Here is a 16740-nt window from a genome sequence, read left to right as displayed (position 1 = left end):
ATACAATGATAACAAATAGATAACAAGAGAGGGATTTTCATTGAGTTCATACGGAAGCTTTATCGCACTTTTAAGTTACATAGTAACTGTACTGCTGTTATATTTTATTGGCGATGCTACAAACATATCAGTGTTACAATTCCCAAAAGAAGAAGCGTTCAAATTAGACGCAGAAAAACATACTGCAAGATCCATTGCACCACTACTCTTAGCTCTCCCTGTATATATCATCGTTTTATATAAAAGTAAAAAAGTGTAAAGCCTACCTATTTCATTCATTTCGGTGGTCTTTACACTTTTTTGTGACATTTCCCCTATTTTAAACATCATTCCGTACTAAACACCCAGCTAGTCTTTTAAAATGAGAAAATCCCCCAGAAAAAATTCCACTCTCTGTCCAGTCACTCACTACCGAACTTACATAGATTATAAGTGTGAAGGGGGTGATGAGGATTATGTTTGGATCATTTGGATGCTGTGATAACTTTAGAGACTGTCATCATCGTGAAAGAGAGTGCGACCATCGTGACCATCGCGAGAAAGAGAGAGAGAGAGAGGTAAAACCACAACAACCAGCTGTATGTAACGTACTTGCTAGCATTTCAGTTGGAACAGAGCTTTCTCTTTTAAGCATTAAAGGTATCGGATCTTTCAACGATGTAATTTTTGAAGGTTTCGCTAACGGTGTTGCTCTTTTCTCCGCTTTAGCTCGTAATAATAATGACAAAGATAATAAAGACGACAACAAAGATGATAAGCACCGTCAACGTAATACTTTTAATGGTATTTTACGTGTATGCCCAACTGATATCGTTGCTATCGCTATCTAGTTCTGTGTCTTATCCTCTATAGTAAGAAAACAAGATTTACTTTTCTCATAGAAAAAACCTGAGACCGATTTCAAATCGACTCAGGTTTTTTTATTGATTATATGCTTTTAACTAGTTCAACAACTTCTTCAGCAGTTGACATCATTAATGCTTTTTCTGCTAATGTTTCCATTTCTGCTTTTGACAACTTGCTTAGTTGTGTTCTTGCAGGAAGAATAGATGTTGCGCTCATACTGAACTCATCTAAACCTAATCCTAATAATAATGGGATAGCAAGTGAATCTCCCGCCATCTCACCACACATACCAGCCCATTTTCCTTCTTTATGAGCAGCATCGATAACCATTTTTACAAGACGTAAAATAGATGGGTTATATGGTTGGTATAAGTAAGATACTTGTTCATTCATACGGTCTGCAGCCATTGTGTATTGGATTAAATCATTTGTTCCGATAGAGAAGAAATCAACTTCTTTTGCGAATTGGTCTGCTAATACTGCTGAAGCTGGGATTTCAACCATCATACCCACTTCAATAGAATCAGAAATAGTTGTACCCGCTTCTACAAGTTTCGCTTTCTCTTCTAATAAGATTGCTTTCGCTTGACGGAACTCATCAAGAGTTGCAATCATTGGGAACATAATTTTTAAGTTACCGTATACGCTAGCACGAAGTAATGCACGAAGTTGTGTACGGAACACATCTTGCTCATCAAGACATAAGCGAATTGCACGGTATCCTAAGAATGGGTTCATTTCTTTTGGTAAATGTAAGTATGGAAGCTCTTTATCTCCACCGATGTCAAGTGTACGAACAACAACAGGTTGTCCTTCTTTTACACCTTCAAGAACTGCTTTATACGCTTCGAACTGCTCTTCTTCTGTTGGAAGATTGTCACGGCCCATGTATAAGAATTCTGTACGGTATAAACCAACGCCTTCTCCGCCATTATCGATAATACCTTGTACATCATTTGGTGTTCCGATATTTGCAACAAGCTCAACGTGATGTCCATCACTTGTTACAGTAGCTTGGTCTTTTAATTTTGCCCATTCAGCTTTTTGCTCTTCAAATTTCGCTTTCTTTTCTTCAAACGAGCGAAGAGTTTCTTCTGATGGATTTACAATTACTTCTCCATCTAAACCGTCAATGATTACGATATCGCCGTTTTGGATTTTCTCCATAACAACTTTCGTACCAACAACAGCTGGAATTTCCATAGAGCGAGCCATAATTGCAGAGTGAGATGTACGTCCACCGATATCAGTTGTAAAACCTTTTGCATACTTACGGTTTAACTGAGCTGTATCAGATGGTGTTAAATCTTCAGCAATAATGATTACTTCTTCAGAAATTGTACCTGGATTTGAGAAGTTAATGCCTAGTAAATGTGCAAGAACACGTTTTGTTACGTCACGAATGTCCGCAGCACGTTCTTTCATATATTCGTTATCCATGTTTTCAAACATAGAAATAAACATTGATGCAACTTCATCCATTGCAAATTCAGCATTTACTTTTTCGCTATTTACTTTATCTTTTACTGGGTTTACTAGTTCTGGATCATTTAACACTAATAAATGTGCTTCAAAGATCGCAGCTTTATCAGCACCCAGCTCAGCAAAAGCATGGTCCTTAATTGCTTCTAATTCAGTTTTTGCTTTCTCAAGCGCAGCGTCTAAGCGTGCAATTTCAGCAGCTTCGTTTGTAATTGATTTCTTTTCGATGTTAAATTCAGGATTCTCAAGTCTGAAAGCCTTTGCAATAGCAATCCCACTTGATGCAGCGATCCCTTGAATGTTAAGAGTCATTATTCTCCTAATCCTTCGTTTTTCATAGTTTCTTCGATAGCTGCTAGTGCTTGAGCTGCATCATCACCATTTGCAGTGATTTTAATTTCTGCGTTTTGTTGAATGCCTAAAGACATAACGCCCATGATTGATTTTAAGTTAACGTTTTTTCCGTTATACTCTAAGTTAATGTCAGAACCAAATTTGCTTGCAGTGTTTACAAGTAGAGTTGCTGGACGAGCATGAATTCCTGAGTCGCTAGTTACTTTAAAGATTTTTTCCATGATAATTTATCTCCTTTAAATTACAGTATTTTTTTAGTTGTATAGACGTGAGTACTACATCATCTATTGTATATAATAGGCGATGTTCGGTCAACCACATCGCCTATTATAATTATAAACATTTTGCGTCAAATTCCTACTGAATGTCAATAATAGCGTTTTCGCCCTTCTTAACATTTCCATCTTTTTTCAATTCGACTTGTTGTCCTTGTTGTAAATTCGTAAAGACAATTGGTGTAATGATTGATGGTGCATTTTCTTTTACAAATGCAAGATCTACTTTTAATAATGGTTGTCCTTGTTTCACTTTGTCGCCTTGTGCTACAAGTGCTTCAAAACCTTCACCATTTAATTTTACAGTATCAATACCGAAGTGGATTAAAATTTCTTTTCCGCCTTCAGATTGAATACCAATCGCATGCTTTGTAGGGAATACGTTGACGATCTCACCGTTAACTGGAGAAACTACTGTTCCTTCTGTTGGCTCGATTGCAAATCCGTCTCCCATCATTTTTCCTGAGAATACTTGATCAGGTACTTCTGTAATCGGTAAGATTTTCCCTTCAATTGGTGATACGATTGTTTCGTTTTCATCAACTTGTTTAGGAGTTTCTTCTACCTTTACAGGCTCTTCTTTTTCAACATGAGGTGTACGACCTGACATAATATCATGAATTTGTGATTTTAATGTGTCAGATTTCGGTCCAAAAATAGCTTGAATGTTATTTCCAACTTCAAGTACACCCGCTGCTCCAAGCTCTTTTAAGCGATCTTTGTTTACATTCTTTTGTTCGTTAACTTGAACACGTAAACGAGTAATACAAGCGTCTAAAGAAGCAATGTTTTCTTTACCACCAAGTGCTACTAATACTTCACGTGGAAGTTCTCCTGCTTCTGTTTTACCTGCACCGTCATTCGCATTTGCTACTTCACGACCAGGTGTTTTTAAATCCCATTTACGGATTGCAAAGCGGAATCCGAAGTAGTAAATAACTGCTAGTACAAGACCAACAATAATTACCCACCACCATGCTGTACGGCCTGGCAGTACACCGAATAACATAAAGTCGATTAAACCACCAGAGAATGTCATACCAATTTTAACACCTAAAATTTGCATTGTCATAAATGATAGACCAGCGAATACTGCGTGAATTCCGAATAGTACTGGTGCTACGAATAAGAATGAAAATTCAAGTGGTTCTGTAATACCTGTTAAGAAAGATGTTAATGCAGCAGAACCTAAAATACCTGCTGCTAATTTTTTATTTTCTGGACGTGCTTCATGGTACATTGCTAATGCTGCTGCTGGAAGACCGAACATCATGAACGGATACTTACCAGTTGTAAATGTACCTGCTGTTAATTCTACACCGTCTTTTAACTGTGCCATAAAGATTTTTTGGTCACCACGGATTAATTCGCCAGCTGCATTTGTATACTGACCGAATTCGAACCAGAACGGTGAATAGAAAATATGATGTAATCCAAATGGAATTAATGAACGTTCAATTAAACCGAATATGAATGCTGCTAATGTTCTATTTGCATCAATCATTTGATGTGAGAACGTATTTAAGCCACCTTGAATGTATGGCCAAATGAAACACATGATTATACCTACTACTAAAGAGAATGTTGCAGTTGCGATCGGTACGAAACGCTTACCTGCGAAGAAACCTAAGTATGATGGTAATTCAATGTTGAAGTATTTATTGTAGCAATATGCCGCTACTATACCGACGATAATACCACCAAACACTCCCGTTTGTAGCGTTGGAATTCCTAATACGTTTGCATATGCTGGATCTGTAAATCCAATTTTTACTGGGTCTGCTCCAGAACTTGTTACTTTCACTAGCTTATCTACTTCTAAGAACACACTCATCGTTTTGTTCATAATTAAGTAGCCGACGAACGCTGCTAATCCAGCTACTCCGTCTCCACCAGCTAAACCAATTGCTACCCCAACTGCGAATAATAATGCAAGGTTAGCGAAAATAATATCACCAGATTGTTCCATAATTTTTGCTACCATTACGAACCAATCTGCTTTTAAAGCAGGAATAACATCTGTTAACTGTGGATTTTGAAATGCATTACCAAATCCAAGTAAAATACCTGCTGCCGGTAAAATCGCTACTGGAAGCATTAACGCTTTTCCGACTTTTTGAAGAACACCAAAGATCTTCTTAAACATGGAAACCCTTCCTCTCTTATCTATATTGATACCTTCCGACAAACGCCAAAAAGACATGAGGAAAAAAAGATAGAACGATAGCTATACAAAGGGTAGTATATCCCTTTCTTTAGCTTACATTCCTTACTTTTCTCCACTCATGCCTGATCGAATCAGTAACACGTGTCAAAAATAGGTTTACGTATAAGTTCACTATAATTAAGGCAAACGTTTTCGTTACTTACCTTAATGTGTTTGTCGAAATCTGTATAGCTTTGCAATAGTTATTATACATAACTATTGTAAGCGATTCAATGATTTTTTTTAACGTTTTCATTTTAGACAAAAATATATGTCTTTTTACACATGCTCTGCTTTCACTAAGCGCTGCAGGTGCATCGTTAAATATATGCTCTCTGCTTCATATACAGGAAGTTGCAATTCTTTTTGCATGACCTTAACCAGCTTCCAAGCTAAATTATAACAGACAGGATATTCTGCCTTTAATAAATCAGCAAAACTTTGTGATTCCTCTACTTTCTCCCCTTTTTTCACCCGTTCAATAGCATATTGTAAATGACGGATAAGGCGTAAATAGTGGATACTTTCTTGGTCTAATGTAATTTGTAAGTTTGTCTCAATTAAAGATACGAGTTGTGCAATGAGACGGGAGTTTTGATTAACTGAAGATAAATCTGAATTTGTAAGCGAACTGTAAATATGGAGTGCAATAAAACCAATTTCTCCTTCTGGCAATGTAATTTGCAAACGAGAATTTAAAAGGTCTACAACACCTCCAGCAATTTCATATTCCCCTGGATAGAGCATTTTCGTTTCAACTAAAAAAGGATTATCAATTGTAAGTCCTTGTTTTAACCGCTTAATCGCAAAAGAAATATGATCTGTTAAAGCGATATGAATATGTTCATTCAATGGTGATTTTGCTTTTTCTTGAATGTAGAACATAATATCATTCATTAATTCAATTAGTTTTTCACTCACATGCGGCACTAACAGTTTGTATTGTTCACGATCACGTTCATTTTTTAAAACAAACATTTTTTCAATTTGTTCTTGCTCCAATACATCTTTCGCTTTTTTCCCAAATCCAATTCCTTTACCGATCACTACTACTTCCTCATGTTCAGGATGGCTAGCAATGATGACATTATTATTTAAAACTTTTTTAATTTCTAGATAATTATTCATATAAAACCACCCTCGTACTTAAATAGCCTGCTTTTATGTTACAGAACATTCTTCTTTGTCGTCAATGTAAAACATCTACCATTTCATAAAAATTCATTTTTTAGACATGTTTATATATGATGCGTATAATGTAAGAGCAACTGTACATAGAAAGGAGATAACAACATGATTAAAATGTTTGTAAGCGATATCGATGGTACAATGATGCAACACGGAGGGTTAATTGACGAACAGGATATTGTAGCACTTCGTAGTCTTGCTGAGCAAAATGTTATTCTTTGTTTCGCTTCTGGCCGACTGGATAATGAAATTGCAGACTTAATGAAAGCTGTAAATAAAAATTTCCATCGTATTAGTGTAAATGGTGTTTTCGTGTACACACATGAAAACAAGCAACTATTATCCGCAACATTCGATTCGAGTATTCTACCTGATCTGTTAGCAATGACAAATGAAGATCCTTATTTTCGTTATGTAAGTGATGAGCATAATTATTACATTGAAGAGAAAACACCGTTCATTCATGAGCTTGAACAACAAGTAACGATGACTTCTGTTGAAGAACCGCATCTATTACAGAAAATTGATGATACAATTTTCCCAAATAAAATCTCTGTCGGTGGAACAAAGGAAAGCTTACAACTCCTTCAGAAAAAAATTGATGAAAAATTCCACGGAAAAGTTAGTACATTCATTTCAGCAGAACAATGTTTAGATGTAATGCCACCTAATATTAGTAAAGGGGCTGCTATTTCTGTTTTATTAAAAGAGTTTCAACTACAACCAGAGGAAGTTGCTTGCATAGGGGATTCTTATAATGATATCCCGATGTTTTCTTTAACTCCTCACAGTTTTGCTATGTCTCAAGCAGATGAAGCAGTAAAAGAACACGCTCACTATGTAGTAAATACAGTTAAAGATGCTGTTAACCACGTAATTACTCATAATAAAAATACGACTCACTCCTTGTAAGGATGAGTCGTATTTTTTCTTTACATGTTAAACAATTTGACATTAACTGTACTTCACGAACTGAAATATATTATTTGTTACGTGCGATGTTTGTAATAAACTTATAACGATCCCCACGATAAATACATTTCACATACTCTAACGGTACTTCACCTTCTGAATATGACCATTGACGCATTACAAGCACTGGCGCCTTTTTAGGAATATGCAGATGTTCAGCTTCATTATCCGTTGCAATTGAAGCTTCAATTGATTGAGTAGCGCTAACAAGTTTAAAGCCCAGTTTTTTCTCTAAATGTTCATATAAAGATTGTTGCAATATTTCTTCGTTAATATCTTTTACAAGAGCTGGCGACAAATATGTCGTCTCAAAAGCAATCGGTTCATCATCAGCTAAACGTATACGCCTCACTTCATAAACCGACTCTCCCTCCTGTATTCTCAACCGGTCTGCTATTTTCGCAGTAGCTGGAACTAGGCGGAAACTAAGTAATTGACTACTTGGGTTCATCCCACGAGAAATCATATCTTCTGTGAATCCCGTCATTCCTTGCAATTTTTGTTCCACTTTCGGAAGTTGGACAAACGTACCGATTCCACGTTTCCGATATAAATAACCTTGTTCCACTAAATTATTAATCGCCTGTCTGATTGTCATACGACTCACTTCGAACTTATCGCAAAGTTCATTCTCAGATGGGATTTTATCTCCCGGCTTCCATTCGCCGTCCTCAATTAGCTGTTTCACCCACTCTTGAATCTGATAATAGATCGGAAATGGTGAATACTTGTCGATGTTCATCAGCAATCGCCTCACTGCATAAAGATAGAGCTTCTTGATCAGCGATTACGGTTACATTCGGATGACGTTGTAAAACTGTAGCAGGACACGCTTCGCTATATTCACCTTGCAATAATTCTTTCACAGCTTCTGCCTTTTTAGAACCCATAGCAACAAGTAGAATTTGTTTCGCTTTCATAATGCTTCCAATTCCCATTGTAATCGCATGCGTTGGCACATCTTCTTCTTTTTCGAAGAAGCGAAGGTTTGCTTGGCGTGTAGATTCTGTTAATTCAACAATGTTTGTTGGAGAATTAAACAGTGTTCCTGGTTCGTTAAATCCGATGTGACCGTTTTCACCGATTCCAAGAATCTGTAGGTCAACTGGGTTAGCAGCTAGAATGCCCTCGTAACGTTTGCACTCTTCCTCTAAATCACTTGCCATCCCGTTTGGTACATAAGTTTGTTTAAATGGAAGATGATCAAACAACTGTTCTTGCATGAAATAGTGATAGCTGTTTTTATCTTCATGTGGTAAATTTACGTACTCATCTAAGTTTACAGTGGTTACACGGCTTGTATCAAGTTTATTTTTTCGCATTTCTGCATAAATACCTAATGGAGAGCTTCCTGTAGCCATTCCTAATGTTGGATTTTCTTTTGTTTTTACAACTTCTTCAATTAATTTATATCCTGCTTCTGCTAGTTCTTCTGGAGTTTTTACAACAAGAATATTCATTTAATTACTTCCCTTCCTTCATATGAATTCCTAAACGAACCGTATCATATACATGTAAATCTTCATTCATCACAACAAAGTCTGCATCTTTTCCTACCGCTAATGCACCTTTATGATTTAATCCAAACTCTTCTGCTTGGTTAACTGATGTCATCAGTACTGCATCTTCGATTGAACAACCTGTAAATTCAATTACATTTCGGAAAGCTTGATCCATTTTTAGAATACTACCAGCTAACGTTCCATCTTCTAATCGAGCACTACCATCTTTTACATGTACTGGCTGTCCGCCAAGCTCATATAATCCATCTTCAAGACCTTTTGCACGCATTGCGTCAGTAATAACACTTACTTTTTTCGGTCCTTTTAATTTATATGCTAATTTCACCATATCAGGGTGAATATGAATACCATCTGTAATTACTTCAACCATTACATCTGGATTTAATAACACATGACCAACAACTCCTGGTTCTCGGTGATGTAATCCACGCATTTGATTGTATAAATGCGTTGCATGTGTAATGTTTCTATTTTTTAGTTGCGCATCAATTGCATCTGTATGCCCCATTGTGCCAACAACACCAGTTTCAGCAAGATACTGCTCAAACTCTAACGCACCTTCTTCTTCAGGTGCATATGTTACTAATTTAATTAGATTCCCGCTTGCTTCCTGCCATTGTTTAAATTGTTCAATATTCGCAGGAACAATATGTTCAAGTGGTTGTGCACCTGCACGTTTTTTTGAAACATACGGTCCTTCTAAGTGAATATATTCGAAATGTGCTCCTTTTTCTTTCGCTTCCTTCGCAGCATGTAGTGCCGCTTCGATTGCTTCTGGAGCTTGTGTCATTGTTGTTGGAAAGTAAGTTGTAACTCCTTCTTTTAACATTTCTTTACCTAGAGTTACTAATCCATCGCTATTTGCATCCATCGCATCAATATCGTATCCACCATGAATATGAACATCAATCATACCTGGAATCACAATCTTCCCTGCTGCATCTAAAACCGCTTCATTTTCTTGTGATACATATTGAGCCATCAAACCAATTTCTTTAATTGTTTCTGCGTAACGAATAAATCCGTTTTCCACTACTTCTTGACCTGTATAAATTTTGGCATTGATGACAACTTGCGTTTTCATTTTCATCGATCCTTTCCCATGAAATACCTACTTGTTATTATTACCTTATTCGCCTAATTCCATCTTAATATATGCACGAGTAGTTGTCTAGACATTCGAATAAAATTTCCTCTTTGTTTAACAAAAAGGAAACTTAGTACGTCTCTTGCAATTATAATATATGTTATTCAGTTTTCCAAAAAGGGAGAATATCCCCTATCATATTACTCACTTAAGTAATGGCATTAATCCACTAGAGCCTATTGTAATATGCTCGCCGTCTGTTTCCATTTCTACTGTACGTTTATTTGTTCCATATATCATTATACCATGCTGTTTTAAGCGTCTCACTACACTTTGATGCGGATGTCCATATGGATTTCTGCTTCCATATGAAAGAATCGCAAACTGTGGTTCTACTTTTTTTATAAACATTTCACTTGTTGAAGTATAGGAGCCATGATGTCCCACCTTTAACACATCTGCATGTACATCAAATTGCTTTAATATTTCAGTTTCCGTCCGCACATCAGCATCACCCATTAGTAAAAAATCCGCTTTTCCGTATCGTACCTTCAACACAATTGAAGATTCATTATTTTCATCTTTTGATTTCCCATTGTTTAATACTTGTATAGAAACATGCGGATCCAGCGGGATATATTGTCCCTCTTTTACTGAAACGAAAGGAATTCCTCTTTTTTTAATATGATTCCGGTATGTGTGATATGTAAAAGAACTATATGTTTTTCCACTATCTAATATAAGCGATACCGGCATTTGCTCTACAATCGGAATAAGTCCTCCAATGTGATCCATATCAGGATGCGTACTGACGATAGCATCTAAATGGTTAATCCCTTTTTCGATTAGTTTTTGAATGATAACCTCTCCGGCTTCATAAGGTCCCCCGTCAATTAACATCGTTTGTCCATTTGGCAATGTAATAAGTGTCGCATCACCTTGTCCAACTTTTAAAAAACTCACTTTCATTTTACCAAAATGTTGCCGCTGCATATGTAAAGGAGACGCGGTATGAATAGACATCATATATCTTTTAGCCGATGCACTATTTAAAGAAAAGCATAACAAAACAGAAACTAACAATAAAATACCTCGCATACTTCTCATAACTCGTCTCCTTTTTTCAATTAGTATGGCACGGTATATAATTGATATACAAAAAAAGCTTAGCAAAATGCTAAGCTTTTATTTCGATATCTCCTGTAAAGAACCAAAGAATAAATCTGCTTCATTCATTTGTTCATTCTCTTCAGAAAGTGCCGGTAAATCATCTAATGTTTTCAATCCAAATGTATCCAAAAATTCTTTCGTTGTTCCATATAAAATAGGACGCCCTGGCCCTTCTGCTCTTCCCATTTCTTTTATAAGTAAGTGTGAAACTAACGTTTGTAACGCCTTATCGGTTTTCACCCCTCTAATCTCTTCCATTTCAGTCCTTGTAATAGGTTGACGATATGCCACAATCGCTAACGTTTCTAAAGCAGCCTGAGAAAGTGAAGCAGCTGTTGGGATATCTATTAATTTTTGATAGTACGAAGCATGTTCTTTCTTTGTAGCAAAACGATATACTTTTGCATACTGTACAATTTGCAAACCGCGGTGTGCACCTTCACATTCTTTTTGCATTTCTTCTAAAATATCGATTACTTCATTTCCTTCAATTTCAAGCACTTTCGCTATTTGTTCTGGATAAATCCCTTCATCACCAGAAACAAATAAAAGCCCTTCAATGATTGATTTCTGTTCTTTTCTATCCATTTTACAAGCTCCTTCCTCCAATTTTCTCCATAAAAATACACATCAAAAAACCGAATCACAATCAATGCGTTCGGTTCAATATTTTTTCTCTTGTTCCAAACGATACATTCAAACCTAGCATGAGATATATTATTTCCATCCCATTTTCCATACTAAATCTATGCAGATTTAGTAGAGCTTGATACGAAAATTTCATCAAAATTATGTTCCTGTTCAATTATGATTTGTTGATTTTTCATAAGCTCAAGAACCGCTAAAAATGTTACAACCATTATTTCCCGTTCATCATCAACAAACAAATCATAAAAACTTTGACGACCACCTTGTATTTCTAACTGTTTTAAAATATCAATCATGCGCTTTTCAATTGGTATTTCTTGACGAGTAATACGTGTTGTTACAGGTTTCTTTGCTTTTTTACGGCGCATTAATTTTTGAAATGCCGCTAGCATATCATATAACGTAACATCAAGAGGCAAGTTTGTCTCCTCTTCTTGTTGTAACGATGTAAAATCAATTGGCGGACGTGTATATAGCTGTGCTCTTTCTTGTTCTCTTTCTTTTAGCTCAGTAGCAACTTGCTTATATTTCTTATATTCAATTAACCTCTCCATCAATTCTTGACGAGGATCATCTATAAAGTCATCACCGTTATCAAGTACATCTTCTTCATGTTTCGGCAACAACATTTTACTTTTAATTTGTAATAAAGTCGCAGCCATTACTAAATACTCACTTGCAACATCTAATTGTAGTTCTTTCATCGTATGAACATAAGATAAATATTGCTCTGTAATTTCCGCTACAGGAATATTATATATGTCAATTTCATAACGATGTATTAAATGTAACAATAAATCTAAAGGCCCTTCAAAAGCCTCTACTTTAAAATTATACTGCACAAAGCATCCCACCACATTTTTTCTATAACAACATAAGTATAGAGCATACTCATGCTCTATCCAACCTTTTTAAGAAATTTAATTAAAAATAGACCTATGCCTATATCATCATGCCCACCGCTTCATATGATAACAGTGTAGTAAGAACAATGTAGGAGGTCAAAAAACTATGGGTCACGTTGATTGCGGTTTTAGCGGTGGGTTCGCATTACTTGTTGTATTGTTTATTTTACTAATTATTGTAGGGGCAGCTTGCTTCTGCTAATATGAACAATAACGACTAGGGAGAATCCCCTAGTCGTTTATTGTTCATATTTCTATGATACACTTGTATTTATAACCGTTAAACAGGGGTGAAGAAAATGTATCCTACCGAATACATACAATTTTTAATTCATTTTCACGGAGATTATGATTATTTTGAATGCCACGAAACACTGGAAGAATATTGGAAAACAAAACCGAGAGGAAATCGTGATAATTATTTAGTCGGTCTCATTCAAATTGCAGTTTCTTTATACCATCAAAGACGCTCTAACTGGAATGGCTCAGAAAAGATGATGAAAAGCGCCATAACGATTTTAGAAAAAAACAGTGCACCTTTACTAAGTTTAGGAATAAATCAGACACAACTTCTATTCTTACTCGAGGATAGATTGCAATCTATACAGAAAGAAGAGAGTTTTACACCGTTATTTTTACCGTTATCGGATACAGCATTAGAAAAGCACTGCATGGAATTATGTCAGAAACAAAACCTTCCTTGGAAAGACGTGAATGCTACTTCTAATGAATATATAATACATAAGCACACATTACGTGATCGAACAGAGGTCATCGCTGAACGAAACGAACAATTACAAAAAAGAAAGCAGAGATAATAAACCACTTATCTCTGCTTTTACGAATGTATATTTTGTTCTAGCCCTTTACACTTTTTGCAAAAACTTGCTGTTTGCTCATTTCCGCAAATTGTAAACTCAAGAAATTTACTCTTTAACTCTTGAACCATCTTCGTTCCAATACCCATATGACGATGAGACGGGTTCACACTCAAATGCTGAATTTCCAACACTTGATTCTCTTTTTTTACAATCCCCATTATCCCAACAAAATCTTCGTTTTGTTTCCACAAATACAATTGCCAATCATCCTTTGCTTCATAATCTTTCATAGTCAATTGTAATGTTTTCACATCTTTTTCAGTTGGCATAAATGAAAGAAGCCCCATTGCAATCTTTTCATAACTTTTTTTAAAACGAATTAACATAACCCTTATCCCTTCTTACAAAAGTTACAAACTATTAATCCCCTCAACCACTCTTTTCATATCACATTCATTTTACAATATTTTCAACAGAGTGAGAAGGGCCTAAAACAACTTGATAATCATACAAAGCGAAAAGAAGAAAGTCAAATATATGTTTCAGTACTATTTTTTCTAAGTAGATTAACAAAGAAACGCTGTTATATGAAAGTAAAAAGAAACATCCACCGCTCATTACCACTCCAATATTCATCACCTTAGAGCAAATGAATTCTAGCAAAATTAATTTAATAAAAAATATTTATTGAAACACGTAACCTAATGTATTCTATGTAATTTGTTAAAATTTTGTTCTCATAAGCGACATATTTTCACCATAATTACAATACTACTTGTATCATGTACTGTAAACGGAATACCCATTCCTATTAAAAAAACAAAAAAGAGAGCCATAGCTCTCTTTTCTCATTAACTTATTCTTCCCAAACTTTAACTTCTTTCATTACATCACCTTGACGCATGTTTAATACTGTTTCAATACCGCTTGTTGCTTTACCGAATACAGTATGTACACCATCTAAATGCGGTTGTGGCTCATGAACAACAAAGAATTGGCTACCGCCTGTATTACGGCCAGCATGAGCCATAGAAAGTGAACCTACAAGGTGTCTATGAGGATTTCCATCAGTTTCACATGGGATAGAGTAACCTGGGCCACCTGCACCTGTTCCTGTTGGATCTCCACCTTGGCTTACGAAGCCAGGAATAACGCGGTGGAATGTCACACCATCATAAAATCCTTGCTCTGCTAGTTTTTTAAAGTTTTCTACTGTTTTTGGTGCCTCTTCTGGGAAAAATTCTAACTCGATTTTTTCACCATTTTCCATTAATATGTATCCTAAAGTTTTCATACGTATATGTCTCCTTTCAACTATCTCAGCACTATATTACCACATTCATGACTAGAAACAAAAAGAATCCGACAATCTACATACTTCTTTTTTGAAATGTGGAAAAAGCTAGGTGACAAATAAAAAAAATATACTATAATAACTGTGTTGCCCGAAAATTTTAGAAAGAGAAAGGGAGCGATTTTTCGTGAAAACGAAATTACTAGCTCTGCTATTAGCTGTAACGGTATTTATGATGCCAACAGCTTCGTTTGCAGACATCATCGAGGGAGAATCAATTGTTACACTAGGAGAGAACTTGTCCGAACAGCAAAAGCAAGATCTGTTAAAAGAAATGAAAGCACCGAAAGATGCTACGATCATTACTGTATCTAATGCGGAAGAACATAAATTTCTAGAAGGCATTGTTCCAAAAGCACAAATTGGCACGAGAGCAATTTCCTCTTCTATGATTACATACACAAAACCAGGATCTGGTCTTATTGTACGTTCAAAAAACATTAATTCGATAACAGATGCAATGTACACAAACGCACTTATTACAGCGGGTGTGAAAGATGCGGAGATTCAAATCACCGCACCATTTAAAGTTTCAGGAACTGCTGCTTTAACAGGTTTAATGAAGGCCTATGAAACAACATCGAACAAAGCAATTCCTGAAGAAGTAAAAAAAGTAGCTAATGAAGAAATGGTGCAAACAGCCCAGCTCGGCGATAAAATTGGTGAAGAAAAAGCAGTTCAACTTGTTGCAAAAATTAAAGAAGAGATTGCAAAAGAGCAGCCACAAACGACTGAAGATTTACGTTCATTAATTAAAAAAATTGCTGATCAACTTGGTATTACATTAACGGATGAACAATTAGATAACTTAGTAGCGTTATTTGATAAGATGAAAAATCTTAATATCGATTGGAATCAAGTTGGCAGTCAGTTAAATAAAGCAAAAGAACACGTTTCTGCCTTTTTAGGATCTGAAGAAGGGCAAAGTTTCCTAGATAAAGTTAAAGATTTCTTCTCAAGTATCATTGATTTTGTTAAATCGTTATTCAAGTAAAAAAGAAGCTCGTCAGTGACGAGCTTCTTTTTTTATACAAGTAATGGCAATTTCATAACAGCTTCTTCGACCGAACGAACAATATGATTTGCCTTATTCTTCACATATGGATGAGCATGATGTAGAGTAAATGAATGCGGAGTTACTTCAAACATAGAAATATCATTGAAAGAATCTCCAATGCATGCAACTTCATTTGCTTCAATTTGTAAATGTTCCATTAGTCGCCTTAAAGCACTCCCTTTACTTACTCCCCTTGGCATAATGTCAACATAGCGTTTACCAGACATAAAAACTTCCGCTTCGCTCTGAAATGTATCTCGTAACTCTTGATCTAATGCTGCAATTGTCTCTTCTTCCCCAAAAACAAACAATTTCGCAGGATGTACAGTCTTACCAAATTCCTCTTCTAATGCTTCTATCTCAGCAATATGCACGCCCATATACGTTTCAAAAGTATGATGATGTTCATTCTTTCTTTTTGTATACCGTTGCTCATTTGCACAAACAATATCTGCTAGTCCCTTTTTATGGATATATCGATATATTTCCTGGGCAATCCCATCTTCAAAACTTGATTCATGAAATATTTTTCCATCCGGCAGTAACATCGTTGCTCCATTTAAACTAGTTGTGTAATACGGGAATGCAAACCTATTTACGACTTCATCAATTCGATGAGTAAAGCGGCCAGAGGCAAAACAAATATTTGTCCCTTTTTCAGCTAACCAACAAAGTGCACGTTCATCTTCTTTTTGCATATGATTCACATTGTAAACGAGCGTATCATCTAAATCACTTACAAATAATTTAATCATGTCCTCTTCCCCTTCCATACACAATATCTACTCTAAGTGTACACAAAAAATGTTTGATTTTTGTAAAAAAACAATAAATTTTTGCTAAAAAAATAAA

The 16740-nt window shown here is 35.7% G+C and carries 19 protein-coding genes; 6 read left to right on the top strand and 13 right to left on the bottom strand.

Going from position 1 to position 16740, the window contains the following annotated elements:
* Window positions 1-40 precede the first annotated feature (40 nt).
* Together QCI46_RS07100 and QCI46_RS07095 are read left to right on the top strand one after the other, a co-directional pair.
* On the top strand, window positions 41-259 hold the full coding sequence (locus QCI46_RS07100; RefSeq protein ID WP_088064340.1) for a hypothetical protein: 219 nt from the start codon (window positions 41-43) through the stop codon (window positions 257-259).
* A gap of 196 nt (window positions 260-455) precedes the next feature.
* Window positions 456-830: a DUF3915 domain-containing protein gene (locus tag QCI46_RS07095; RefSeq protein ID WP_172552703.1), complete on the top strand. Its 375-nt coding sequence runs from the start codon at window positions 456-458 to the stop codon at window positions 828-830.
* Between the two features lie 97 nt (window positions 831-927).
* Here QCI46_RS07095 and ptsP read toward each other — a convergent pair whose 3' ends face one another.
* The 4 genes from ptsP to glcT all read right to left on the bottom strand — a co-directional run bounded on the left by ptsP (window position 928) and on the right by glcT (window position 6291).
* Window positions 928-2640 (bottom strand): phosphoenolpyruvate--protein phosphotransferase, encoded by a 1713-nt coding sequence (gene ptsP / locus QCI46_RS07090; protein WP_075308188.1) that lies wholly within the window; start codon window positions 2638-2640, stop codon window positions 928-930.
* Window positions 2640-2903: a phosphocarrier protein HPr gene (ptsH, locus tag QCI46_RS07085; protein WP_000411080.1), complete on the bottom strand. Its 264-nt coding sequence runs from the start codon at window positions 2901-2903 to the stop codon at window positions 2640-2642. Before ptsH ends, ptsP begins: the two co-directional genes overlap by 1 nt.
* 136 nt (window positions 2904-3039) lie before the next feature.
* Entirely contained in the window at window positions 3040-5103 is a 2064-nt protein-coding gene (ptsG, locus tag QCI46_RS07080; RefSeq protein WP_075308186.1) for a PTS glucose transporter subunit IIABC, read from the bottom strand.
* Window positions 5104-5442: 339 nt separating this feature from the next.
* Window positions 5443-6291, bottom strand: a complete 849-nt coding sequence (gene glcT, locus QCI46_RS07075) for a glucose PTS transporter transcription antiterminator GlcT (protein ID WP_353839857.1) — start codon at window positions 6289-6291, stop codon at window positions 5443-5445.
* Window positions 6292-6456: 165 nt separating this feature from the next.
* On the opposite strand from glcT, the gene QCI46_RS07070 reads away from it, so the two are divergent.
* A complete protein-coding gene (locus tag QCI46_RS07070) occupies window positions 6457-7263 on the top strand; it encodes an HAD family hydrolase (RefSeq protein WP_353839856.1) in 807 nt (268 codons plus the stop codon).
* A 70-nt stretch (window positions 7264-7333) separates the two neighbouring features.
* Here the strand turns inward: QCI46_RS07070 and phnF are convergent, their stop codons facing one another.
* The 6 genes from phnF to scpA form a co-directional block, all read right to left on the bottom strand.
* A complete protein-coding gene (gene phnF / locus QCI46_RS07065; protein ID WP_002194085.1) occupies window positions 7334-8065 on the bottom strand; it encodes a phosphonate metabolism transcriptional regulator PhnF in 732 nt (243 codons plus the stop codon).
* Window positions 7995-8783 carry a glucosamine-6-phosphate deaminase gene (gene nagB / locus QCI46_RS07060; RefSeq protein WP_001024205.1) on the bottom strand — a complete coding sequence of 263 codons (789 nt, stop codon included), beginning with the start codon at window positions 8781-8783 and terminating at the stop codon, window positions 7995-7997. The genes phnF and nagB overlap by 71 nt, the downstream gene beginning before the upstream one ends.
* Window positions 8784-8787: 4 nt before the next feature.
* Window positions 8788-9930 (bottom strand): N-acetylglucosamine-6-phosphate deacetylase, encoded by a 1143-nt coding sequence (gene nagA, locus QCI46_RS07055; protein ID WP_002107769.1) that lies wholly within the window; start codon window positions 9928-9930, stop codon window positions 8788-8790.
* 207 nt (window positions 9931-10137) lie between these two features.
* Window positions 10138-11040, bottom strand: coding sequence for a ComEC/Rec2 family competence protein (locus QCI46_RS07050; RefSeq protein ID WP_001257286.1), 903 nt, complete (start codon window positions 11038-11040; stop codon window positions 10138-10140).
* Window positions 11041-11118: 78 nt separating this feature from the next.
* Window positions 11119-11691 carry a segregation/condensation protein ScpB gene (gene scpB / locus QCI46_RS07045; protein WP_000375162.1) on the bottom strand — a complete coding sequence of 191 codons (573 nt, stop codon included), beginning with the start codon at window positions 11689-11691 and terminating at the stop codon, window positions 11119-11121.
* A 158-nt stretch (window positions 11692-11849) separates the two neighbouring features.
* Entirely contained in the window at window positions 11850-12593 is a 744-nt protein-coding gene (gene scpA, locus QCI46_RS07040) for a segregation/condensation protein A (RefSeq protein ID WP_001199757.1), read from the bottom strand.
* A gap of 169 nt (window positions 12594-12762) precedes the next feature.
* Between scpA and QCI46_RS07035 the strand changes: the two genes are divergently transcribed.
* Together QCI46_RS07035 and QCI46_RS07030 are read left to right on the top strand one after the other, a co-directional pair.
* Window positions 12763-12858 carry a YjcZ family sporulation protein gene (locus tag QCI46_RS07035; protein ID WP_000510194.1) on the top strand — a complete coding sequence of 32 codons (96 nt, stop codon included), beginning with the start codon at window positions 12763-12765 and terminating at the stop codon, window positions 12856-12858.
* Between the two features lie 97 nt (window positions 12859-12955).
* The gene (locus QCI46_RS07030; RefSeq protein ID WP_353839855.1) at window positions 12956-13474 is read left to right on the top strand and encodes a DUF309 domain-containing protein; all 519 of its coding nucleotides are present in this window, start codon (window positions 12956-12958) and stop codon (window positions 13472-13474) included.
* A gap of 20 nt (window positions 13475-13494) precedes the next feature.
* Here the strand turns inward: QCI46_RS07030 and ribT are convergent, their stop codons facing one another.
* Both ribT and QCI46_RS07015 read right to left on the bottom strand, forming a co-directional pair.
* Complete coding sequence (gene ribT / locus QCI46_RS07025; protein ID WP_000908397.1) at window positions 13495-13863, bottom strand: GNAT family N-acetyltransferase RibT; 369 nt, start codon at window positions 13861-13863, stop codon at window positions 13495-13497.
* A gap of 470 nt (window positions 13864-14333) precedes the next feature.
* Window positions 14334-14771: a peptidylprolyl isomerase gene (locus tag QCI46_RS07015; RefSeq protein ID WP_000853789.1), complete on the bottom strand. Its 438-nt coding sequence runs from the start codon at window positions 14769-14771 to the stop codon at window positions 14334-14336.
* A gap of 187 nt (window positions 14772-14958) precedes the next feature.
* Between QCI46_RS07015 and QCI46_RS07010 the strand changes: the two genes are divergently transcribed.
* On the top strand, window positions 14959-15825 hold the full coding sequence (locus tag QCI46_RS07010) for a DUF1002 domain-containing protein (RefSeq protein WP_060632144.1): 867 nt from the start codon (window positions 14959-14961) through the stop codon (window positions 15823-15825).
* 32 nt (window positions 15826-15857) lie between these two features.
* On the opposite strand, the gene QCI46_RS07005 is transcribed toward QCI46_RS07010, so the two are convergent.
* Window positions 15858-16661, bottom strand: a complete 804-nt coding sequence (locus tag QCI46_RS07005; RefSeq protein WP_002008448.1) for a Cof-type HAD-IIB family hydrolase — start codon at window positions 16659-16661, stop codon at window positions 15858-15860.
* Between the last annotated feature and the right edge of the window lie 79 nt (window positions 16662-16740).

Source organism: Bacillus cereus group sp. RP32 (genome assembly GCF_040459735.1).
In the GTDB taxonomy this organism is placed as follows: Bacteria; Bacillota; Bacilli; order Bacillales; family Bacillaceae_G; genus Bacillus_A; species Bacillus_A wiedmannii.
This window is presented reverse-complemented; position numbering and strand designations above follow the sequence as displayed.